The 21,331-nt window shown below is 57.8% G+C and carries 27 protein-coding genes; 25 read left to right on the forward strand and 2 right to left on the reverse strand.

From position 1 onward, the window contains the following. Window positions 1-96 precede the first annotated feature (96 nt). From ACR0DH_RS05555 to ACR0DH_RS05570, 4 genes are all read left to right on the forward strand, one after another. Window positions 97-768, forward strand: a complete 672-nt coding sequence (locus tag ACR0DH_RS05555) for an HAD-IA family hydrolase (protein WP_480547754.1) — start codon at window positions 97-99, stop codon at window positions 766-768. Window positions 769-807: 39 nt separating this feature from the next. After that, window positions 808-2,007 carry a DegT/DnrJ/EryC1/StrS family aminotransferase gene (locus ACR0DH_RS05560; protein WP_480547755.1) on the forward strand — a complete coding sequence of 400 codons (1,200 nt, stop codon included), beginning with the start codon at window positions 808-810 and terminating at the stop codon, window positions 2,005-2,007. Window positions 2,008-2,233: 226 nt separating this feature from the next. Beyond that, a complete protein-coding gene (locus ACR0DH_RS05565; RefSeq protein ID WP_480547756.1) occupies window positions 2,234-2,848 on the forward strand; it encodes an EF-hand domain-containing protein in 615 nt (204 codons plus the stop codon). A gap of 87 nt (window positions 2,849-2,935) precedes the next feature. Then, window positions 2,936-4,099 carry an isovaleryl-CoA dehydrogenase gene (locus ACR0DH_RS05570; protein ID WP_480547757.1) on the forward strand — a complete coding sequence of 388 codons (1,164 nt, stop codon included), beginning with the start codon at window positions 2,936-2,938 and terminating at the stop codon, window positions 4,097-4,099. A gap of 47 nt (window positions 4,100-4,146) precedes the next feature. Here ACR0DH_RS05570 and ACR0DH_RS05575 read toward each other — a convergent pair whose 3' ends face one another. Next, the gene (locus ACR0DH_RS05575; RefSeq protein WP_480547758.1) at window positions 4,147-4,752 is read right to left on the reverse strand and encodes an OmpW/AlkL family protein; all 606 of its coding nucleotides are present in this window, start codon (window positions 4,750-4,752) and stop codon (window positions 4,147-4,149) included. A 136-nt stretch (window positions 4,753-4,888) separates the two neighbouring features. Between ACR0DH_RS05575 and ACR0DH_RS05580 the strand changes: the two genes are divergently transcribed. Genes ACR0DH_RS05580 through ACR0DH_RS05595 form a run of 4 tightly spaced genes read left to right on the forward strand, consistent with a single transcriptional unit; the run spans window position 4,889 to window position 8,913 of the window. Next, window positions 4,889-6,412 carry an AMP-binding protein gene (locus ACR0DH_RS05580; protein WP_480547759.1) on the forward strand — a complete coding sequence of 508 codons (1,524 nt, stop codon included), beginning with the start codon at window positions 4,889-4,891 and terminating at the stop codon, window positions 6,410-6,412. After that, window positions 6,409-6,885, forward strand: coding sequence for a lysozyme inhibitor LprI family protein (locus tag ACR0DH_RS05585; RefSeq protein ID WP_480540803.1), 477 nt, complete (start codon window positions 6,409-6,411; stop codon window positions 6,883-6,885). The genes ACR0DH_RS05580 and ACR0DH_RS05585 overlap by 4 nt, the downstream gene beginning before the upstream one ends. Beyond that, window positions 6,882-8,489 (forward strand): carboxyl transferase domain-containing protein, encoded by a 1,608-nt coding sequence (locus ACR0DH_RS05590; protein ID WP_480547760.1) that lies wholly within the window; start codon window positions 6,882-6,884, stop codon window positions 8,487-8,489. The genes ACR0DH_RS05585 and ACR0DH_RS05590 overlap by 4 nt, the downstream gene beginning before the upstream one ends. 1 nt (window position 8,490) lies before the next feature. Continuing rightward, a complete protein-coding gene (locus tag ACR0DH_RS05595; protein ID WP_480547761.1) occupies window positions 8,491-8,913 on the forward strand; it encodes an ASCH domain-containing protein in 423 nt (140 codons plus the stop codon). Between the two features lie 27 nt (window positions 8,914-8,940). Here the strand turns inward: ACR0DH_RS05595 and ACR0DH_RS05600 are convergent, their stop codons facing one another. Then, the gene (locus ACR0DH_RS05600) at window positions 8,941-9,663 is read right to left on the reverse strand and encodes a class I SAM-dependent methyltransferase (protein ID WP_480540809.1); all 723 of its coding nucleotides are present in this window, start codon (window positions 9,661-9,663) and stop codon (window positions 8,941-8,943) included. A gap of 46 nt (window positions 9,664-9,709) precedes the next feature. Here ACR0DH_RS05600 and ACR0DH_RS05605 point away from each other — a divergent pair, with 46 nt between their 5' ends. The 17 genes from ACR0DH_RS05605 to ACR0DH_RS05685 all read left to right on the forward strand — a co-directional run bounded on the left by ACR0DH_RS05605 (window position 9,710) and on the right by ACR0DH_RS05685 (window position 21,325). Beyond that, window positions 9,710-11,641, forward strand: a complete 1,932-nt coding sequence (locus ACR0DH_RS05605) for an acetyl/propionyl/methylcrotonyl-CoA carboxylase subunit alpha (protein WP_480547762.1) — start codon at window positions 9,710-9,712, stop codon at window positions 11,639-11,641. A gap of 59 nt (window positions 11,642-11,700) precedes the next feature. Then, entirely contained in the window at window positions 11,701-12,552 is an 852-nt protein-coding gene (locus ACR0DH_RS05610) for a hydroxymethylglutaryl-CoA lyase (protein WP_480540813.1), read from the forward strand. Between the two features lies 1 nt (window position 12,553). Next, window positions 12,554-13,342, forward strand: a complete 789-nt coding sequence (locus ACR0DH_RS05615) for a crotonase/enoyl-CoA hydratase family protein (RefSeq protein ID WP_480547763.1) — start codon at window positions 12,554-12,556, stop codon at window positions 13,340-13,342. A gap of 185 nt (window positions 13,343-13,527) precedes the next feature. Next, on the forward strand, window positions 13,528-13,893 hold the full coding sequence (locus ACR0DH_RS05620) for an NADH-quinone oxidoreductase subunit A (protein WP_170532281.1): 366 nt from the start codon (window positions 13,528-13,530) through the stop codon (window positions 13,891-13,893). After that, entirely contained in the window at window positions 13,884-14,417 is a 534-nt protein-coding gene (locus ACR0DH_RS05625) for a NuoB/complex I 20 kDa subunit family protein (RefSeq protein ID WP_480540817.1), read from the forward strand. The genes ACR0DH_RS05620 and ACR0DH_RS05625 overlap by 10 nt, the downstream gene beginning before the upstream one ends. An 11-nt stretch (window positions 14,418-14,428) precedes the next feature. Then, window positions 14,429-15,034 carry an NADH-quinone oxidoreductase subunit C gene (locus ACR0DH_RS05630; RefSeq protein WP_170532283.1) on the forward strand — a complete coding sequence of 202 codons (606 nt, stop codon included), beginning with the start codon at window positions 14,429-14,431 and terminating at the stop codon, window positions 15,032-15,034. Further along, on the forward strand, window positions 15,034-15,207 hold the full coding sequence (locus tag ACR0DH_RS05635; RefSeq protein ID WP_170532285.1) for a hypothetical protein: 174 nt from the start codon (window positions 15,034-15,036) through the stop codon (window positions 15,205-15,207). The genes ACR0DH_RS05630 and ACR0DH_RS05635 overlap by 1 nt, the downstream gene beginning before the upstream one ends. 1 nt (window position 15,208) lies before the next feature. Beyond that, on the forward strand, window positions 15,209-15,340 hold the full coding sequence (locus tag ACR0DH_RS05640; RefSeq protein WP_480540819.1) for a hypothetical protein: 132 nt from the start codon (window positions 15,209-15,211) through the stop codon (window positions 15,338-15,340). After that, window positions 15,340-16,563: an NADH-quinone oxidoreductase subunit D gene (locus tag ACR0DH_RS05645; RefSeq protein WP_170532287.1), complete on the forward strand. Its 1,224-nt coding sequence runs from the start codon at window positions 15,340-15,342 to the stop codon at window positions 16,561-16,563. The genes ACR0DH_RS05640 and ACR0DH_RS05645 overlap by 1 nt, the downstream gene beginning before the upstream one ends. Continuing rightward, window positions 16,560-16,928 (forward strand): hypothetical protein, encoded by a 369-nt coding sequence (locus ACR0DH_RS05650; RefSeq protein WP_480547764.1) that lies wholly within the window; start codon window positions 16,560-16,562, stop codon window positions 16,926-16,928. Before ACR0DH_RS05645 ends, ACR0DH_RS05650 begins: the two co-directional genes overlap by 4 nt. Further along, window positions 16,928-18,028, forward strand: coding sequence for an NADH-quinone oxidoreductase subunit NuoE (gene nuoE, locus ACR0DH_RS05655; RefSeq protein ID WP_480547765.1), 1,101 nt, complete (start codon window positions 16,928-16,930; stop codon window positions 18,026-18,028). Before ACR0DH_RS05650 ends, nuoE begins: the two co-directional genes overlap by 1 nt. Window position 18,029: 1 nt before the next feature. Beyond that, window positions 18,030-18,257 carry a DUF5337 domain-containing protein gene (locus ACR0DH_RS05660; RefSeq protein WP_170532293.1) on the forward strand — a complete coding sequence of 76 codons (228 nt, stop codon included), beginning with the start codon at window positions 18,030-18,032 and terminating at the stop codon, window positions 18,255-18,257. A gap of 6 nt (window positions 18,258-18,263) precedes the next feature. Beyond that, window positions 18,264-19,562: an NADH-quinone oxidoreductase subunit NuoF gene (nuoF, locus tag ACR0DH_RS05665; protein ID WP_480547766.1), complete on the forward strand. Its 1,299-nt coding sequence runs from the start codon at window positions 18,264-18,266 to the stop codon at window positions 19,560-19,562. Window positions 19,563-19,567: 5 nt separating this feature from the next. After that, a complete protein-coding gene (locus ACR0DH_RS05670) occupies window positions 19,568-19,984 on the forward strand; it encodes an MAPEG family protein (protein WP_480547767.1) in 417 nt (138 codons plus the stop codon). Further along, on the forward strand, window positions 19,984-20,373 hold the full coding sequence (locus ACR0DH_RS05675) for a hypothetical protein (protein ID WP_480881609.1): 390 nt from the start codon (window positions 19,984-19,986) through the stop codon (window positions 20,371-20,373). The genes ACR0DH_RS05670 and ACR0DH_RS05675 overlap by 1 nt, the downstream gene beginning before the upstream one ends. 98 nt (window positions 20,374-20,471) lie before the next feature. Beyond that, window positions 20,472-20,876 carry a DUF5333 domain-containing protein gene (locus tag ACR0DH_RS05680; protein WP_480540830.1) on the forward strand — a complete coding sequence of 135 codons (405 nt, stop codon included), beginning with the start codon at window positions 20,472-20,474 and terminating at the stop codon, window positions 20,874-20,876. A gap of 95 nt (window positions 20,877-20,971) precedes the next feature. Further along, window positions 20,972-21,325, forward strand: coding sequence for a DUF5333 family protein (locus ACR0DH_RS05685; RefSeq protein ID WP_480540832.1), 354 nt, complete (start codon window positions 20,972-20,974; stop codon window positions 21,323-21,325). Window positions 21,326-21,331 lie beyond the last annotated feature (6 nt).

Below are 21,331 nucleotides of genomic sequence, written 5' to 3' on the forward strand. Positions count from 1 at the left end.
TATCCGCTGAGGTCAAAGGCGCAAGCCGTACGGCCATCAAACAAGATTGCCGATTGCAACATGGTATGGCGGAAAACTGCCGAGCAAGGAGGCGCGATGCGCACGGTCATCTTCGATTTGGATGGGACTTTGGCGGATACATCCGGGGATTTGCTGGCCGCCGCAAACCATTGTTTTCGCGCGATGGGACACGGGGATGTGCTGGTTCATGGGCAGGATGCGGGTATCGCCGTGCGGGGTGGTCGAATGATGTTGACCCACGGTCTGAAACGGGTCGGAGCCTTTGATGAGGGCACAGTAGACGCCTATTATCCCGTGCTGCTTGAGGCGTATTCCAAAGACATCGACACCCATACACAATTCTATCCGGGCGCGTTGGACGCGGTCGAGTCGTTGAAAACCGCAGGTTATGGAGTTGGAATCTGCACCAACAAACCGGAACGGCTGGCAGATCAATTGCTGAGCCAGATGGGCGTGCGGGATCAGTTTGCCTCGCTGGTTGGTGCGGACACATTGTCGGTGCGCAAACCTGACCCTGAACCCCTGCGCGAGGCGGCGCGGCGGGCAGGTGGGCATCCCGACCTGTGCGTTCTGATCGGGGACTCTGATACTGACCGCAACACAGCCAAGGCCGCAGGCGTGCCATCTGTGTTGGTTACCTTCGGTCCTTCGGGGGACGATATGGCAGCGTTGCAGCCCGAGGCTTTGCTGCATCATTTTGCCGATCTGCCGGGTGTTGTGACCGATCTGATCGGTGCGGCGGCATGATCTCTTGACCCGACGCGGATAGAGCCCCAGAACTGAGCCATGACTGAGACATTCACTGGCAGTTTCACCCAGCAAGAACCGATCCCCGACGAGGCGATCGAGGCCGCGCTGGCCGTCCTGCGCCATGGGCGTCTGCATCGCTATAACGTCGCACCGGGTGAGCTGGGCGAGACCGCATTGTTGGAACAGGAATTTGCCGCCCAGATGGGGGCGAAATACTGTCTAGCGGTGTCCTCAGGCGGTTACGCTTTGGCGACTGCCTTGCGCGCGGTGGGTGTTCAGCCGGGTGACCCGGTTTTGACGAATGCCTTTACCCTTGCACCGGTGCCGGGGTCGATTGCATCTGTTGGGGCTAAACCTGTGTTTGTAGGCGTCTCGGAAAATCTGACGATTGATCTGGACGATCTTGAGACCAAGCTGGATCAGGCGCGGGTTCTGATGCTCAGCCATATGCGCGGTCACCTATGCGACATGGATCGGTTGATGCAACTTTGTGATGCGGCTGGTGTGGTCGTGATCGAGGATTGCGCACATACGATGGGCGCGGCTTGGCGGGGGCAATTGTCCGGTCGGCAGGGGGCAATCGGCTGCTATTCCTGCCAGACGTACAAACATGTCAATTCCGGTGAAGGCGGACTGCTGATCACTGATGATGAGGAGCTTGCCGCCAAGGCCACGATGCTGTCGGGCTCTTACATGCTCTATGAACGTCATCTGGCAGCCCCGTCGCCCGAGGTTTTCGAGCGCGTCAAATACACCACGCCCAATGTCTCGGGTCGCATGGACAATTTGCGCGCTGCCATCCTGCGCCCGCAATTGCGCGATCTGGATCGGCAGGTTGGGCGTTGGAATGAAAGATACCGGGCCATCGAGGCTGGCTTGCGCGGAACACCGGGGCTGACAATTGTGGACCGGCCAGAGGAAGAAACCTATGTCGGTTCGTCGATCCAGTTCCTGCTTCTGGACTGGGTTCCCGATCGGATCACCGAGGTTATTGATAGGTGCGCAAAACGGGGGGTCGAGTTGAAATGGTTTGGTGGGGCTGAACCGACAGGCTTCACCTCTCGCTATGACAGCTGGCGCTATGTCGAAAGCGAATGTATGCCGGGATCGGATCGTATCCTTACGGGTATTTTGGATATGCGTGTCCCGCTCACGTTCTCTTTGCAGGACTGTGATCTGATTGCTCGAATAATTCGGGAAGAAGTCGCGCGGATCCACAATCTGGCGACGGCCTGAAACAGCAAAATCCGTTGTCCGGACACGATTTCGCTTGCGTACGGACGTTATCATGCTGGCAAATTGAGGTGTCTTTGCTTCTTTGAGCGGGCACACCATCAGATATCATTGCGGAACCATGACCAAAGAGAAAAAATCTGAATCTCTGGAAGTCAGGCTAAGCCTGTCGGAAAAAAACGCGTTCGCCGCAAGGGTTGCTGCGCGCGGGGAAACCATGAGCGCGGCTTTGCGCCGCTTGATCGCTGAAGATGGAGTGCCTCATTCAAACTCGAAGGAGGTTTCGACCATGAAAAAGACTGTAGTTGCGGCGTCTCCAGTAATTCTGACGATCGCTATCTTAGCCGCTGTATCGATGTCTGGAGCATCTGCAAAAACCGATTTCGCTGGCAATTTTCGTGCCAAGGATACCAACGGCGATGGATTTGTCGATCGGATCGAAATGCTGAGTTACATGACGCAGCAGGCCGAGCAGGTGAACTTGCCTAGCGATTGTGATGGAACCGAACTGGCGAAAGTTTGGTCAATGTCGCCGGAAGAACTGGCAGATGATGCAATTGGCTTCTCAGATGCTGACAATGATGGCCGCATTACCTTGTCTGAAGTCGTAGCGGCAAACGAACGCTACCGGGCTGACGATTTCACATCCGCCGATACCAACGAGGACGGATTTGTGACCTTGGCAGAGTTGGAGTTCGGCTTTCGTGAAGACGAAGCCAAGGTCAGCGCGGAATGCAGAGCGGCCATTGGTATGCACAGCGCCGCCCGCGCTTCTGAGATTCTGGAGCAAATAGATACAGATGGTGATGGGCGGATCAGTTTGGGTGAGTTCGTAAACCACTAGACTGCATTCCAACTGGACAGACACTCTTCGCCTCGCTATAAATGAACGTGTGTTCAATTACTGAAGTATAGCGCAGAGGCAGACCTAATGTTCCAGGCGGCAATGACATTCGATCTCGGCGAAGATGTAAACGCGCTGCGCGAAATGGTGCATCGTTGGGCGCAGGAACGGGTCAAGCCGATGGCGGCCGAGATCGACGCATCCAATGCTTTTCCCAATGAGCTATGGGCCGAGATGGGGGAGCTTGGCTTGCTGGGCGTAACGGTACCCGAAGAATATGGCGGCGCTGGAATGTCCTATCTGGCTCATACAATTGCGGTGGAGGAGGTGGCGCGTGCCTCGGCCTCGGTTTCGCTGTCATATGGTGCGCACTCGAACCTGTGTGTGAATCAGATCAAGCTGAACGGCAATGAGGAACAAAAGCAAAAATACCTGCCACGCCTGATCTCTGGGGCGCATGTGGGCGCATTGGCGATGTCCGAATCTTCGGCAGGTTCGGATGTGGTTTCGATGAAACTGCGCGCGGAAAAGCGCAACGATCACTATCGGCTGAATGGCAACAAATACTGGATCACCAACGGGCCGGATGCGGATACGCTGGTCGTCTACGCCAAGACCGACCCAGAGGCCGGGTCTAAAGGGATCACCGCATTTCTGATCGAAAAAGAGATGACGGGTTTTTCGACCTCGCCCCATTTCGACAAGCTTGGAATGCGTGGGTCCAATACAGCAGAACTGATCTTTGAAGATGTCGAAGTGCCGTTCGAAAATGTTCTGGGCGAAGAAGGCAAGGGCGTTGCCGTTCTGATGTCAGGTCTTGACTACGAACGGGTCGTGCTGGCCGGGATCGGAACCGGGATCATGGCAGCCTGTCTTGATGAGATCATGCCCTATCTGGCCGAACGCAAACAGTTCGGCAAACCCATCGGCAGCTTCCAACTGATGCAGGGCAAGATCGCGGATATGTATACCTCGATGAACTCTGCCCGGGCTTATGTCTACGAAGTTGCAAAGGCCTGCGATCGTGGGGATGTGACGCGGCAGGATGCAGCGGCGTGCTGTCTCTATGCCTCAGAGGCTGCGATGACGCAGGCGCATCAGGCGGTTCAGGCGATGGGCGGGGCCGGGTTCCTGTCGGACGCGCCGGTCAGCCGGATTTTCCGAGATGCCAAACTAATGGAGATCGGTGCAGGCACCAGCGAAATTCGCCGGATGCTGATTGGCCGCGAGCTGATGAACGAGATGCAGTGAAGAAAACGCCCCGCTGACTTTGGGTCGACGGGGCGCTTTGGATTGGATCAGAACCGATGGACGTAGGACACACCGACCAGCCAGGGATCGATTTCGGCGGTGCCGATATCGGCGCCATCCAGGGTCACGTCCGAGTCGATGTCGAACCAGCGCACATTCAGTCGGACTGCCCCGTTTTGGGTGACCTGATAGTCCAGCCCGGCCTGCAGCGCGACCCCGAACGAGTTATCGACCTTGAGATCCCCCAGCGGAGAGCTTTCGTCGAAGAAGATCGTGTAGTTCAGACCGGCCCCGACATAGGGTTTCCAAGCGGTGTTGGTCGGGAAGTGATAGTTCAGCGACAGGGTCGGGGGCAGGTGCTTGACGCTGCCCGCATCAGTGCTGCCTCCCAGAGTGATGTCGTGGCTGAAGGGCGTTGCAGCCAAGAGCTCGATCCCCAGATTGTCGCGGATAAAGTATTCGGCGGTGAAGATCGGGCGGGTATCCGCGTCGATATCTGCGCTAAGCCCCGCAAGCGTTCCGTTGTCGGATTTCGGGTCCAGATATCCCACACCTACGCCAAGGGTCCAGTCGCCCTGCGATTGGGCAAATGCGGGCACGGCCAAAGCGGCCAGTGCGGTCGAGAATGTCAAAGCGGCGAGCGTTTTCATCATGATCTTGCCTTTGGTTTTGTTGATGCCCCTTGTGTGGCGGCAAAGGCCAATCCGCGCTCTGATCTGTATCAAGTTTTGCTTGGTTCTGGTTGCCTGCGTCCGGCGGGAAAATTCAATGAAAAAAGAGGCCTAGCAGATGCTTGACCCTAGGCGCATACCTGGTTTGCGCCCAGAGGGTGGCTGGGACCTGCCCGATCAGTTGAACATGGCGCGTCAGTGTCTGGTTCATCCCGATGATCGTGTTGCCGTGATTGATCTAACCGGTCCCACTGAACAGCGTGTGACTTATGAGCAGCTACATCATATGACCGACGGGATTGCTCGTGCTTTGCAGCAGAAGGTACAGCCAGGTGATCGGGTCGGTGTCCTGCTCAGCCAATCCCCATGGTGTGCCGCCGCGCATCTGGCGATCTGGAAGATCGGCGCGATCTCGGCTCCCCTGTTCAAGCTGTTCAAACAGGAGGCATTGCTGTCTCGTGTCAGTGATGCGGGCGCCAGTATTGTGCTGACCGATGTCGAGGGTGCCGGGCTGCTTGAAGGGATCGCAAAGCCTCTGATCGCATCTGAAGTAGGGGTGGCCGGCGCTCCACTTCCCTTTGCCGAGACTGGGCCGGATGATCCGGCGGTGCTGATCTATACGTCGGGCACAACCGGCAGCCCCAAGGGGGCCCTGCACGGGCATCGGGTGCTGACGGGCCATTTGCCCGGCGTTTCAATCAGCCACGATCACCTGCGCGACGGAGACTGCCTGTGGACCCCTGCCGATTGGGCCTGGATCGGCGGGCTGTTCGACGTGCTAATGCCCGGTCTGGCGCTGGGCATTCCGGTGGTTGCGGCGCGGCTGGATAAGTTTTCGGCTGAGGCCTGCGCGGACGTGATTGCGCAGGGTGGGGTGCGAAACGTGTTCTTCCCTCCGACCGCGCTGCGGATGCTGAAAGCAGCGGATCAGAGCATACCCGGCTTGCGCTCGGTCGCCTCGGGTGGGGAGCCTCTGGGGGCCGAGATGCTGGCCTGGGGACAGCAGACGTTTGGCCTGACGATCAATGAGTTTTACGGCCAGACCGAATGCAACATGGTCGTCTCTTCCTGTGCCGAGGATTTCCCGGTTCAGCCCGGTTGCATCGGCAAACCAGTGCCGGGGCATGAGGTGGCGGTGATCGACGACGATGGCAATCCGACCGGGGACGAGGGCGACGTGGCCATCCGGCGCGGCTCGGCCTCGATGTTGCTGGAATATTGGAACCGCCCTGACACAACTGCTGAGAAATTCCGGAGCGACTGGCTGATCACCGGCGATCGCGGCGTGTGGGAGGGAGACTATCTGCGCTTTGTCGGTCGTGATGATGACGTGATTACCTCCGCCGGGTATCGCATCGGCCCGGCTGAGATCGAGGATTGCCTGCTGACCCACCCGGCGGTGGCAACGGTGGGCGTGGTCGGCAAGCCCGATCCGCTGCGGACCGAGATTGTGAAGGCCTATGTGGTGTTGAAACCGGGTGCTGAGGCTGCGGAACGGGAGTTGCAGGAGTGGGTCAAGGATCGTCTGGCGCAGTACTCCTATCCGCGCGAGGTGGCGTTTTTGGAGGAACTGCCAATGACGGTCACGGGGAAGGTGATACGCAAGGAATTGAAGGCCCGAGCGGCCACAGAGGTGTTATGATACGTTTTATCGCCGTCTTGTCTCTGCTGCCCGTTCAAGCGGTGGCTGATTGGGCTCCTGACCCGGTAGCCGAGGCTGATATTTGGCATTGTGTGGCCGAGGCGGGTGAAGGCTGGCATGCTGGTGCAACGTGTGTCCGGAACTTTGCGAATGCCTGCATAGAAGAGGGCGGTTCCTATGACAGCATAGCGGTTGCACAGTGCATGGACGCAGAGACCAAAGCTTGGGATGCAGTGATGAACACAGCATACGGATCTTTGCGCCAAGATTTATCAGATCCAGAACTGCCGCCCGTTGCAGCTGAGGCTCTCAGGGACGCACAGCGCGCCTGGATCGCATTTCGAGACGCTGAATGCCTGTCGCGGGGAAATCTGACAACCGGAACGGGCCACTTCGAAGATGGGGCGGATTGTATGTTGCGGGTAACAGCAACGCGCGCGTTGGATTTGATCGGATATGGGGGCACACAATGAGTAAATTGAAATCCGCGTTCCTTCCTAGTTCGGAAGCCGCACAAACAAACCGCACCGCCCATCTCGACGCGCTGGCGCAAATCTCCGAAGCTGCTGAAGCAGCCCGTATCGGAGGCGGCGAGAAATCTCGCGCGCGGCACGTTTCTAGGGGCAAGATGCTCCCGCGGCGTCGGGTGGCGAACCTGCTCGACCCGGGCTCTCCGTTTCTTGAAATCGGCGCGACGGCGGCGCATGGGATGTATAGCGATGCCGCGCCCTGTGCCGGGGTCATCGCAGGCATTGGGCGTGTGCAGGGGCGCGAGGTCATGGTGGTCTGTAACGACGCCACCGTGAAGGGCGGCACCTATTACCCGATGTCGGTGAAGAAACACCTGCGCGCGCAGGAGATCGCCGAGGAAAATCAACTGCCCTGCATCTATCTGGTCGACAGCGGCGGTGCGAACCTGCCCAATCAGGATGAGGTCTTTCCTGATCGCGATCACTTTGGCCGCATCTTCTACAATCAGGCGCGTATGAGTGCGAAGGGGATCGCTCAGATCGCCGTTGTGATGGGGTCATGTACCGCGGGCGGGGCCTATGTGCCCGCGATGTCTGACGTCACGATCATCGTGAAGGAACAGGGGACGATTTTTCTGGCCGGGCCGCCTCTGGTGAAGGCTGCGACCGGCGAGGTCGTGAGTTCCGAAGATCTGGGCGGCGGTGACGTGCATACCCGCCTGTCAGGTGTGGCGGACTACCTAGCGGAAGATGACGCCCACGCTCTGGCTTTGGCGCGACGGGCTGTTGGCTCGCTGAACCTGCGCAAACCGCAGACGGTGGATTGGGCCAGCCCCGAAGACCCTGCCTATGACCCAGAGGAAATCCTCGGCGTTGTTCCGGCTGACTTGCGCACGCCCTATGACATCCGCGAGGTGATCGCGCGGCTGGTCGACGGCTCTCGGTTCGATGAGTTCAAGCCCAGGTTTGGGGAAACGCTGGTGACCGGCTTTGCCCATGTCAAAGGCTGCCCGGTGGGCATCATCGCCAACAATGGGGTACTGTTTTCCGAGGCCGCGCAGAAGGGCGCGCATTTTGTCGAGCTGTGCTCGCAACGCAAAACCCCGCTGGTGTTCCTGCAAAACATCACCGGCTTTATGGTGGGCCGTAAATACGAAAACGAAGGCATCGCGCGGCATGGGGCCAAGATGGTGACGGCGGTGGCAACAACTTCGGTGCCGAAGATCACGATGCTTGTCGGAGGCTCATTCGGGGCCGGAAACTATGGCATGGCCGGTCGGGCCTATCAGCCTCGGTTCCTGTGGACTTGGCCGAATTCACGGATTTCCGTGATGGGTGGCGAGCAGGCAGCGGGTGTTCTGGCCACCGTCAAACGCGACGGGATCGAGCGGCAGGGCGGCACTTGGTCGGTTGAGGAAGAGGCCGAATTCAAACGCCCGACACTGCAGATGTTCGAGGAACAATCGCATCCGCTCTACGCCTCGGCCCGCCTCTGGGACGACGGTATCATAGACCCGCGCAAATCGCGTGATGTGTTGGCCCTATCGCTCAGCGCTGCGCTGAATGCCCCGATTGAGGAGACACGTTTCGGCGTGTTCAGGATGTAAGATGACCGATCTGGAACAGCTAAAAAACCGCTACCCGGGCGCGCAGACCTTTAAGTTTGGGGACAACGCGGCACTGAGTGACGAACTGCTGGCCCTTGTGCGTGCTGGAAAGAAAACGGCGACCTGCGATGCATTGCGAAACTATCCCGAGGGCTCTCTCGACATGCCCGTGGTCGGGCGGCGCGATATTGCTCTGAACTGGGATGATCACCCGGTACTGGTGATCGAAACGATCGAGGTTACGATTTGTCGCTATTGCGATGTGACCGAAGGTTTCGCGCTGGCCGAGGGCGAGAATGAAACGCTTGCGGGGTGGCGCGATGATCACCGCCGCTATTTCGAGCGCAATGGCGGCTTCGATCCTGAGATGGAGTTGGTCTGCGAGCGTTTTCGTCTTGTCGAAGATCTGGCGGGCAAGCGGTAAATGGGGATGCTTACGGAAACGCGCCGCTCAGTTTGGTTTGGTTCCAGAAAACCGAACAGCGCTGCCACCTACATAGTAGGTCATTTCGACGTTCAGCCCTGCGGATTTAAGGGCTGTCAAAACGGTCTCACCTTTTCCGAAATTCCGTGTGTATTCACCGATCATGGTGAAGTCTTGCGCACCATTCAGAAAGAAACGCTCAACTTGCGGAAGCACTCCGTCAAGATAGAAACGGTAAACAGGCCGCAAAAACCAATCCACAGGGTCCGTTGCCTCGATCAACGAAAACGGAGCGCCGGGCTTGAGAATACGACAAAGCTGGTTGGCGAAAACCTGATGCTGCTGAGCGTTAAAGGTTTTCAATCCAAAGGTAGAAATTGCAAAATCCGCCGAGGCGGTTGGAAGGTCTGTCGTCAACATATTGGCACAGAGGTGGGTGATGCGGTCATCCCGGCTTTTGTGCAAACGGCTCATAGCATGCTTGTGCATCCCCGGGCTTATGTCGACCGCAGTAACGTTCGCGATTCTAGGAAACTCGGCAAGCAGATGAGGCCAAGCTTCTCCGGTGCCGGACATGAGATCGACTCCGGACGCTTGCGTGTCCTCGGACAAGGTCAGCCCTTTCACACATGCTCTGCGCCATGCGCGAACCAGGCCGAAGGAAGCGACTGCGCTCCAATTTCGGTAGGAATCCGAACACCTGTCGAACACGCCTGCCACAAAGTCGGGGTCATAGATGTCATTGCTCATGGTCTGGACCCTGCGGAGAGGAGAACCGGATTACAAGGGGTTACCAATGTTCAATAAAATCCTGATTGCCAACCGTGGCGAGATTGCTTGCAGAGTTATGGAGACGGCTCAGAAACTGGGCGTGTCCTGTGTTGCTGTTTACTCCGATGCGGATGGGTCAGCCAAGCATGTGCAGATGGCGGATGAAGCGGTTAATATCGGCGGCGCGGCTCCGTCAGAGAGCTATCTGAAGGGCGATGTGATCATTCAGGCGGCGCTGGATTCCGGCGCGCAGGCGATCCATCCGGGCTATGGGTTTCTATCCGAAAACCCGGAATTCGTGGATGCGGTTGAGGCTGCGGGCTTGACGTTCATCGGACCATCGGCAGATGCGATCCGGAAGATGGGCCTCAAAGACGCAGCAAAGGTTCTTATGGAACAGGCGGGCGTGCCTGTCGTGCCGGGTTATCATGGGGACAATCAGGACCCCGAGCATCTGGCCGAGGCGGCCGAAACTATTGGCTATCCTGTGTTGATCAAGGCCGTGGCAGGCGGCGGCGGCAAGGGGATGCGGCTGGTCGAAAATCCCGAGGATTTTCTGTCCGCTCTGGACAGCGCACGCGGCGAGGCGAAAACCGCCTTCGGCAATGATGCTGTGCTGGTTGAGAAATTCGTTGCGAAGCCTCGGCATATCGAAGTTCAGGTATTTGGCGACGGCACGCACGCAGTTCACCTATTCGAACGGGACTGCTCGTTGCAGCGACGGCATCAGAAGGTGATCGAAGAGGCTCCGGCCCCTGGCATGACAACTGAAATGCGCGACGCGATGGGACATGCAGGTGTCCGCGCGGCTGAGGCGATTGGCTACAAAGGGGCGGGGACGGTTGAGTTTATCGTCGACGCGTCCGAAGGACTGCGCCCGGATCGGTTCTGGTTCATGGAAATGAACACGCGCCTGCAGGTTGAACACCCTGTAACCGAGGCGATCACGGGCGTCGATCTGGTCGAATGGCAGTTGCGTGTGGCAGCGGGTGAGAGCTTGCCGAAACAGCAAAGAGACCTTTCGATCAACGGCCACGCGTTCGAGGCGCGGCTCTATGCCGAAGATGTACCCAAGGGATTCCTGCCAGCAACAGGTACCCTGACCCATCTGCGCTTTCCTCAAGGGTGTCGGGCAGATAGTGGCGTGAGGGCGGGGGATACAATCAGCCCCTGGTATGACCCGATGATTGCAAAGGTGATTGTGCATGGGCCGACGCGGTCGGTCGCTCTCGAACAGTTACACCGCGCGTTGCAAGGGACTGAGGTCGCCGGAACGGTTACCAACCTGTCATTCCTGGGGGCCTTGACCCGGCATACTGGCTTTGCCTCGGGCGATGTCGATACGGGGCTGATCGGGCGCGACCTTGACGAATTGGTGCAGGCGGTACCGCCACGGCCCGAGACCCTTGTGGCGGCAGCCATGCGGGCATCGAACTTGGTGGACATGCAGGCAGACGCTGGTTTCTCGCTTTGGGCGCCTCTGCATCGGGCGGTTCAGCTGATATCCGGTGAGGATCATATCGAGCTTGATGTTCAAGTTATTGGCGCCGAGCGGCAGGAGTGGCACGTGGGTGAGACGGTCGTCACGGCACAACGCCAGGACGGGCGCTGGCTGATCAACGGAAAACCGATGCCCTATGTCGTGGTCACTGGTCCCCGGATCACGGTCTTCGAGGATTATGGACAGAGTTTTGACCTGGTCGACCCACTGGACCGCGAGGCCAGCGCGGCTGGGGATACCAACCTGATCGAAGCGCCGATGCCGGGGCTTGTCAAAGCGGTCTTTGCAGTGGCCGGTCAGCCGGTCAATGAAGGCGACCGCTTGGCGGTGCTGGAGGCGATGAAGATGGAACATTCCCTGCTTGCTGCTCGGGATGGTGTTGTCGCAGAGGTTCTGGCCGAAGAAGGCGCTCAGGTCGAAGCCGGTGCCGCCTTGGTCCGGTTGGAAGATAGCTAGGCTGTTCGAAAGTCTGTGCATGTGTCACGATCAGTTTGGACACCTAAGGGAGATGAGGCATGGGCGAACGGGTCGAAATTTTTGAAGTCGGGCCTCGGGACGGGTTGCAGAACGAAACGCGCGACATTCCGGTGGCCGAGAAGATTGCGCTTGTCGATTGCCTGTCGGATGCCGGGTTCAACCGGATCGAAGTGGCCAGCTTTGTTTCACCTAAATGGGTTCCCCAAATGGCGGGAAGCGCCGATGTTCTGGCCGGCATAGCGCGCGCAAAGGGTGTGCGATATGCAGCCCTGACCCCCAATATGCGGGGGTATGAAGATGCATTGGCAACCAAAGCGGATGAGATCGCGGTTTTTGCCTCGGCTTCCGAGGGATTCTCGAAAGCGAATATCAATGCCACCATTGCCGAGTCGATTGAACGGTTCACGCCGATCCTGGACGCCGCGCGCCACATCGACCTGCCAGTGCGCGGCTATGTCTCTTGCGTGACCGACTGCCCGTATGATGGGCCGACACCGCCCGAAAAGGTGGCCGAGGTCGCGGATCTTTTGTTCTCTCACGGCTGCTATGAGGTGTCTTTGGGCGATACGATCGGGCAGGGCACGCCGGACAAGATCGCACGGATGTTGATGGCGGTGCGAGAGCGTGTTCCCGTGACCCGGCTGGCCGGTCATTTTCACGACACGAATGGCCGGGCGTTGGACAATATCGATGCCTCGCTTTCACTGGGCGTCCGTGTATTCGATGCCGCCGTTGGTGGCCTTGGTGGTTGCCCTTACGCACCCGGTGCAGCGGGCAATGTCGCGACCGAAGCCGTTGCGGCGCATCTGGAACGGTTGGGATATGCCACCGGCCTGGATGCCAAAGTGTTGGATAAAGCCGCGCAGATGGCGCGCGCCATGAGGGGCTAAGATGTACGAAACGATCTCGATCGTCACAGATGCACGCGGCGTTGCCACCCTGTGCCTAAACCGCCCGGAAAAACACAACGCGATGTCGGCCACGATGATCGCCGAACTGACGCGCGCAGCGCAGGATTTGGGGCAAGACCCCGCTGTTCGGGTCGTCGTGCTGACCGGGACTGGTAGATCCTTTTGCGCGGGCGGGGATCTGGTTTGGATGCAGGATCAGATGACAGCCGACCCTGCAACGCGTTTCATCGAAGCACGCAAGCTTGCGGAAATGCTGCAAGCGCTCAACACGATGCCGAAACCCCTGATCGGAGCGTTGCAAGGCAATGCGTTCGGCGGTGGCGTGGGTCTGGCTGCTGTCTGTGATGTGGCGATTGGTGTTGAAGCCCTGAAAATGGGCCTGACCGAGACAAAGCTGGGCCTGATCCCGGCGACGATTGGGCCCTATGTGATCGCACGTATGGGGGCGGCCAAGGCCCGCCGGGTTTTCATGTCTGCGCGTCTGTTTGATGCGGCCGAGGCCGTGAGGCTTGGGCTTTTGGCCAAAACAGTTGCGGTAGACGGGTTGTATCAGGCCATCGAGGACGAAGTTCTTCCCTATCTGAACTGCGCACCAGGGGCGGTTGCCTCGGCCAAGGCGCTGGTTCAGGATCTTGGGCCTAAGATTGACGATCAGGTGATTGACCATACGATCAATGCGCTGGTTTCTCGCTGGGAAACAGAAGAAGCGCACGAGGGAATTAACGCTTTCTTTGAGAAACGTAAGCCCAAGTGGATCAACGACGTTTAATTCTGAGACGGAATGCGGCGCTGTGCAGAATGACATGCGAAATTTCAGGATGGTCAACCCCAAGGTTGATGCCCCTGCGCGCTTGTGATCGGTTGACCCTCTGACCCCGCAGAGATAGAGAATGTCCAGTCAACTCGCCAATTGACCGCGCGCTCAATATGGATCGCGCAGGAAAGGAGCTACTCTTGGAAGAGCTGTTGCGGGAATATCTCCCGATCCTGGTGTTTCTGGCCGTGGCCGTGGGCCTTGGAATAGTGCTGATTCTGGCGGCTGTCGTTTTGGCCGTCCGCAACCCCGATCCGGAAAAAGTCAGCGCATATGAATGCGGCTTCAACGCATTTGATGACGCGCGGATGAAATTTGATGTCCGATTCTACCTGGTCGCGATTCTCTTCATTATCTTCGATCTGGAAATCGCCTTCCTGTTCCCCTGGGCCGTTGGCTTCAAGGACATCAGCGATGTGGGTTTTTGGTCCATGATGGTGTTCCTGGGCGTTCTGACCATCGGCTTTGCCTATGAATGGAAGAAAGGGGCGCTGGAATGGGAGTGATGACGGGTGCAAACACCGCTGGCGTCGACAAAGAAATCGCCACCCAGGCCTTGAATGCCGAGCTTCAGGACAAAGGGTTCCTGCTGACTTCGACCGAGGACATCATCAACTGGGCGCGCACTGGCAGCTTGCACTGGATGACCTTTGGTCTGGCTTGCTGCGCGGTTGAGATGATGCACACCTCGATGCCGCGCTATGATGCGGAACGGTTCGGCATCGCTCCCCGCGCATCCCCGCGTCAGTCAGACGTGATGATCGTGGCTGGAACCCTGACCAACAAAATGGCCCCGGCGCTGCGCAAAGTTTACGATCAGATGCCCGAACCGCGCTATGTGATCTCGATGGGCTCCTGCGCGAATGGCGGTGGCTACTACCACTATTCCTATTCAGTCGTGCGCGGCTGTGACCGCATTGTGCCCGTGGATATCTACGTACCCGGCTGCCCTCCGACCGCCGAGGCGCTGCTCTATGGCCTGATGCAACTGCAACGTAAGATCCGCCGCACCGGCACGATTGTACGCTGAGGGAGGGGCAGATGAGCGAAGCACTCAAAGAACTCGGCACACAGCTTGAACTGAAACGCTCAGATTGTGTTCTGTCCTGGGACGTGACCCATGAAGAATTGAACGTCGATGTTGCGCTGTCGAACCTTGTCGAATTCATTGAATTCCTGAAAAGCGACCGGTCCTGTCAATTCTCTACCTTGGTGGATATCACCGGCGTGGACTATCCCGAACGAGCCAAGCGGTTCGACGTGGTCTATCACTTCCTGTCGATGTACCAGAACCAGCGTATTCGCCTGCGGGTCTCGATCCGCGAGGAAGACATGGTGCCCTCGATCGTTGACGTACACCCCTCGGCCAATTGGTTTGAGCGTGAGGTGTTCGACATGTTCGGCATCCTGTTCTCAGGCCATCCGGACCTGCGGCGTATCCTGACCGACTATGGCTTCCGGGGCTATCCGCTGCGCAAGGATTTCCCGACCACAGGCTATACAGAAGTGCGCTATGACGAGGCGCAAAAGCGAGTGGTCTACGAACCCGTCAGCCTCGTGCAGGAATACCGTCAGTTTGATTTCATGTCCCCGTGGGAAGGTGCGAACTACATCCTGCCGGGGGATGAGAAGCAGGAGGCCGAGTGATGGGGGGTATCTGGTGGCTGATCCTTTCCGCGCTGACCATCATCCCGATGGTAAAGATTTTGCCATTCTTCGGGATCAACAAGGTCTGGTGCCTGCTATGTCTGGTCCCTTTTGGCACGATTGCCCTGCTCTGGTGGGTCGGGATCAAGCTACAGGAAATGGAGCGCCGTTAAGATGCTGACGATGTTGGGCGAACTGATCACATTGGGCGCGCTGGGTGTTTTGCTGGCCGGGGCTGCTGCCAAAGCCGTTGAGGCAAAAAAGGTCCGAGTTCGGGCTGAAGCAAAGAAAAGACGGGGGCGTTGATGGACGGCTCAAGATATGATGACGGCAGCACGGACGCGCTGAGCGGCGAGCAGAAGATCCGTAACTTTAACATCAACTTCGGCCCGCAACACCCTGCAGCGCATGGGGTTTTGCGCTTGGTTCTTGAGTTGGACGGCGAGATCGTGGAGCGTTGCGATCCGCATATCGGCCTGCTGCATCGTGGTACTGAAAAGCTGATGGAAAGCCGGACGTATCTGCAGAACCTGCCGTATTTCGATCGTCTGGACTATGTGGCGCCGATGAACCAGGAACATGCCTGGTGTCTGGCGATTGAGAAACTGACTGGTGTTGAAGTGCCGCGTCGCGGCTCGCTGATCCGGGTTCTGTATTCCGAGATTGGTCGTATCCTGAACCATCTGCTGAACGTGACCACACAGGCGATGGATGTTGGCGCGCTGACTCCGCCGCTTTGGGGATTTGAAGAGCGCGAAAAGCTGATGGTGTTCTACGAGCGTGCCTGCGGGGCCCGCCTGCACGCTGCTTACTTCCGCCCCGGTGGCGTCCATCAGGACCTGCCGCCGGAACTGCTGGACGACATCGAGGCTTGGAGCCACGAATTCCCCGCCGTTCTGGATGATATCGACGGTCTGCTTACTGAAAACCGCATTTTCAAACAACGCAACGCCGATATTGGCGTTGTGACCGAGGATGACATTCAGAAATACGGCTTCTCGGGCGTGATGGTGCGCGGATCGGGCCTCGCATGGGATTTGCGCCGTGCGCAGCCCTATGAATGCTATGACGAGTTCGAATTCCAGATCCCCGTAGGTAAGAATGGCGACTGCTATGACCGTTATCTCTGCCGCATGGAAGAGATGCGCCAATCGCTGCTGATCATCCGTCAGGCCATCGCCAAGATCCGCGAATGCCCCGGCGACGTGCTTGCTCGGGGCAAGATCACTCCGCCGACACGGTCGGACATGAAAACCTCGATGGAAAGCCTGATCCATCACTTCAAGCTTTATACCGAAGGTTTCCACGTCCCCGCAGGCGAAGTCTACGCCGCCGTCGAGGCCCCCAAGGGAGAGTTCGGCGTCTATCTGGTCGCCGACGGCACCAACAAACCCTACCGCGCCAAACTGCGCGCGCCGGGGTTCCTGCATCTGCAAGCCATGGATCACGTCGCCGGAGGGCACCAACTGGCTGATGTCGCTGCGATTATCGGTACCATGGATGTGGTTTTTGGGGAGATTGACCGGTGAGTCTTGTCTCCCTTTCTCTGATCTTTGCCGGAATTGGCGCAGTGTTTCTGCTGCTCTTGGGGTATCTGTTCTGGACTAAACCCGAGTTTGGTCTTGCTCAGACGGGACATCATAAGGAGAATCTGCCCAGCGTTATGGCAGATCGCTACTTTGCGTTTGCTCTTATTGGTGTGTTCGCCGCTCTGTACCAAGATTTGTACGTCATACTTGCCTTCTTTGCAGCATGCTCGGTTATGGCGTTTGTAGATGCGCTTATCTACTCGCGTGCTAAGAAAAACACCGCAAAACACCTGATAGCTGGCCTACTGTCGATGGTTGCCTTTGCAGTCACGGTTGTCGCCAAACTGACCGAAGGAGCCGCGTGATGCTGCGCCGTCTTCACCCCGAACAACCCGAGAGCTTTGCCTTCACCGCTGCCAACCAGCAATGGGCCGAAGCGCAGGTTACCAAGTACCCCGAGGGTCGTCAGGCCAGCGCTGTTATCCCGCTGCTCTGGCGAGCGCAAGAGCAAGAGGGCTGGCTGACCCGTCCGGCGATTGAATCCGTCGCCGACATGCTGGGCATGGCCTATATCCGCGTGCTCGAAGTGGCCTCGTTCTACTTCATGTTCCAGCTGCAACCGGTTGGTTCTGTGGCGCATATTCAGGTCTGCGGCACGACCTCTTGCATGATTTGCGGGGCCGAAGACCTGATAGCGGTCTGCAAGGACAAGATCGCCGCCAAGCCGCATGAACTGTCTGCCGATGGCAAGCTGAGCTGGGAAGAGGTCGAATGCCTCGGGTCCTGCGCAAATGCTCCGATGGCGCAGATCGGCAAGGACTACTACGAAGACCTGACGGCTGAAAGCTTTGGCAAGATCATCGACGATCTGGTAGCGGGCAAGGTGCCAACACCGGGCCCTCAGAACGGACGTTATGCAGCTGAACCGCTGGGCGGATTGACCAGCTTGACCGAGCATGACGCCGGAAAGCCAGAGCATAATGCCAGCGTGGCTTTGGCCACTGATCTGGGCGACACGGTCAAGCGCATTGACGGGACCGAGGTTCCGATCCTGACCCCATGGCTGGGCGAGGATGGTAAGGCCGCGGCGACCAAGTCGGCCCCGAAACCGCCCAAAGCGCCGAAACCGGCCAAACCTGCTGTGAAGCAGGCGGAGGAGGCGAAGGCCGCCAAGGAAGATCAGCCAGAAACGCTGACCGCAGCGCGGGGTGGTAAGGCAGATGATCTGAAAATGCTGAAAGGTGTCGGCCCGAAGCTTGAGCAGACGCTGAATGAGCTGGGTTTTTTCCATTTCGATCAGATCGCAGCCTGGACGCCCGAACATGTGGCTTGGGTTGATACACGGTTGAAATTCAAAGGCCGGATCGAACGTGACGGTTGGATCGCACAGGCGGCCAAGCTGGCGACGGGGGAAGAGACCGAGTTTGCCAAGCGCGCCAAGAAAGACGGTATGTACGAAGACTGAGATGGACACGGATAAGGAACAAGCTATCGCCCGCAAGGGTCGACATATTGGCATCGTCATTGCCGTGACGATGGCGATCTGGCTTGCCATGAACCTGTTCATTGGCCCCGCGTTGGGGCTGACCACGCGCCACGCATTGTTTTTTGACCTCGCCGCCCTGGCCGGGTTCATCTATGCGGGCGTCAACATATTTCAACTCTGGCGCATGCGTCAGGAAAGCCGAAGGTAACACGCGATGCTGAAGGATCAGGACCGGATCTTTACCAACATCTACGGGATGCATGAGCGTACGCTGCGCGGTGCACAAGCTCGCGGGCATTGGGATGGCACCGCTGGATTGATCGAAAAGGGGCGCGACTGGATCATCCAGACGATGAAGGATTCCGGGCTGCGCGGGCGTGGTGGCGCGGGTTTCCCCACCGGTTTGAAATGGTCCTTCATGCCCAAGGAAAGCGATGGCCGTCCGGCCTACCTGGTTGTAAACGCAGATGAATCCGAGCCGGGCACATGCAAGGACCGTGAGATTATGCGCCACGATCCGCACACTTTGATCGAGGGGTGCCTGATCGCATCCTTCGCGATGAATGCGCATACCTGCTATATCTACCTTCGCGGCGAATACATCCGCGAGCGTGAAGCCCTACAGGCTGCGATTGACGAAGCCTATGACGCCGGTCTTCTGGGCAAGAATGCTGCCGGTTCGGGCTGGGATTTCGATCTGTTCCTGCATCACGGGGCGGGCGCCTATATCTGCGGCGAGGAAACCGCGCTGATCGAAAGCCTTGAAGGAAAAAAGGGCATGCCGCGGATGAAGCCTCCGTTTCCAGCAGGCGCTGGCCTGTATGGTTGCCCGACAACTGTGAACAATGTGGAATCGATTGCGGTCGTGCCGACCATCCTGCGCCGGGGGGCCGACTGGTTCGCTGGCTTCGGTCGCCAAAACAACGCGGGCACCAAGCTGTTTGCGATCTCAGGCCATGTGAACAACCCCTGCGTCGTGGAAGAGGCAATGTCGATTTCCTTCGAGGAGCTGATCGAGACCCATTGCGGCGGCATTCGCGGCGGTTGGGACAATCTACTGGCTGTGATCCCCGGCGGTTCCTCGGTGCCTTGTGTGCGCGGTGAGAACATGCGCGATGCGATCATGGATTTCGACTATCTGCGCAACGATCTGGGCTCGGGCCTTGGCACGGCGGCGGTGATCGTGATGGACAAGTCCACCGACATCATCAAGGCGATCTGGCGTCTGTCCAAGTTCTACAAGCACGAAAGCTGCGGTCAGTGTACGCCCTGCCGCGAAGGCACAGGTTGGATGATGCGCGTGATGGATCGTTTGGTGCGCGGCGAGGCCGAGCTGGAAGAGATCGACATGCTGTTTGATGTTACCAAACAGGTCGAAGGTCACACGATCTGCGCCCTTGGTGATGCGGCGGCCTGGCCGATCCAGGGCCTGATCCGCAATTTCCGGGACGAAATCGAAGATCGCATTAAGGCCCAGAAATCAGGTCGTTCAAGCGCGATTGCAGCGGAGTAGGAAACATGGACCTATTCACAGATTATTCTCATGCTGTCGCTTCGGTTGTGATTTTCACACTGGTCGTGTTGTTGTTGTCGCCCCTCACGGCGATGGCGAAACAGAGCAAAGGGTTGGCACCGGGGGCGACGCCTGATCAGGACTATGCCGACCGGGCCTATCGTCTGAACCGGGCCTATCTGAATGGAACAGAAACGCTGCCTGCTTTTGTCGCGGTAACGTTTGCTGCGATTTTGTTGGGGGCGAGCCCGTTTTGGGTGAACCTATTGGCTTCGGTCGCTCTGGTCGCGCGGTTGGCGATGCTGGTGGTCCATATTCGCGGAACGGGTAAGCCAAATTCAGGCATCCGTTCGATCTTTTATGTGCTGAGCTGGGCCTGCATGTTTGTGATTGGGGTCATGGCTTTGGTGGCGGCGTTCTGATGGGGAGCAAGGATAAAGTGAACTGGTCGACGGTTGGGCGCATTCGTTCAGGTACCTGCGTTGCTATTGCAGCCGTAGCGCTTGTGTCGGCCTGTGGTACGATCACAAAGTCAAGTGACCGGGTTCAGTTCGAAGGCAATTTCTTCCGTGCCAAGGCCAAGCCTGTGGACAAGAAAAAGGCCCCGACAGATTTTACTGTTGTCGTGAACGGCGTCTCTAAGTCCCTGAACGGCGCGCGTGAAGCCGGGCGCTATGAGGGCACGAAGTACTGTATCGAGCAATTCGGCTCCTCCCGTATTGAATGGAAGGTCGGGCCTGATACCGAGCCAGATCAGCTTCAGATCAGCGACGACAAACTGTCTTTTGCAGGAACGTGCCAGCGACCATGATCTGTGTTTTTGCATATCAGCGCGTGAAAGCGTGTTTGCTATCGCATAGCAGGCCGTCAGGCCTTTGTTTTGGGGAACCCAAAACAAAAGGAAATAACATGTCTGTAGCAAAATCTTTAAGTCTGGCCGTTTTGTTTACATTGCCAGTTGCGGCCGAGGCAAAACCGCCCCTGCGCGATGTTCAAGAGATCGACAACGAGCTGTACTATATCGCCATCGCCAATGAGATTTCTGAATATTGCCCCTCGATCAGTGGTCGGCGCCTCAAGGCGATCAACGTGATGTGGGGGCTGCGGTCCAAAGCCCACAAGCTGGGATATTCCGACAAGGAAATCCGCGCTTATGTGGAATCGGACGCGGAAAAAGACCGGATGCGTACCAAGGGCGAGGCTTATCTGGCGCAAAACGGAGTGTCTTATGACACACCGAACTCATTTTGCACCTTGGGTCAGGCCGAAATTCAAAGAAATAGCGCCATCGGCGTCTATCTGAGGGCGAATTGAGGATGCGGTTCAGGGTAGCGCAAACGAATCTACTTGGCGGATTGCTTCTGCTTGTTGTGGCAGGATGTCAGACTACCACCAGCGAGTCCCCAGAGGTGGCGGCTGCACGTGCGCCGTTCCGTACTGAGATGCCGGAGAACCTGTATAATGTTGCCTTTGCCAATGCGATGGCCGAACAAATTTCAACTGGGTGCCCTTCGTTGTCGATGAACCGGCCACAGATCGCGAACAGCATGAAAGCGGTGGCTGACGATCTTGAAGCCAAAGGGTATCAGGAAAGCGACTTTAAATATCTTGAACAAAATCTGCCTCGGAAACGGATTCAGGACGATGCAATCCGGTACATCCAAAGCAACGGGATCGTCATCGGTGTGCCTGAAACCATGTGTTCGGCGGGCCGTCGCGAGATCGCCAAAGGCTCTGCCATTGGCACATTCCTAAAAGGGTAACGTCAC

Source organism: Ruegeria sp. I1 (assembly GCF_056532675.1).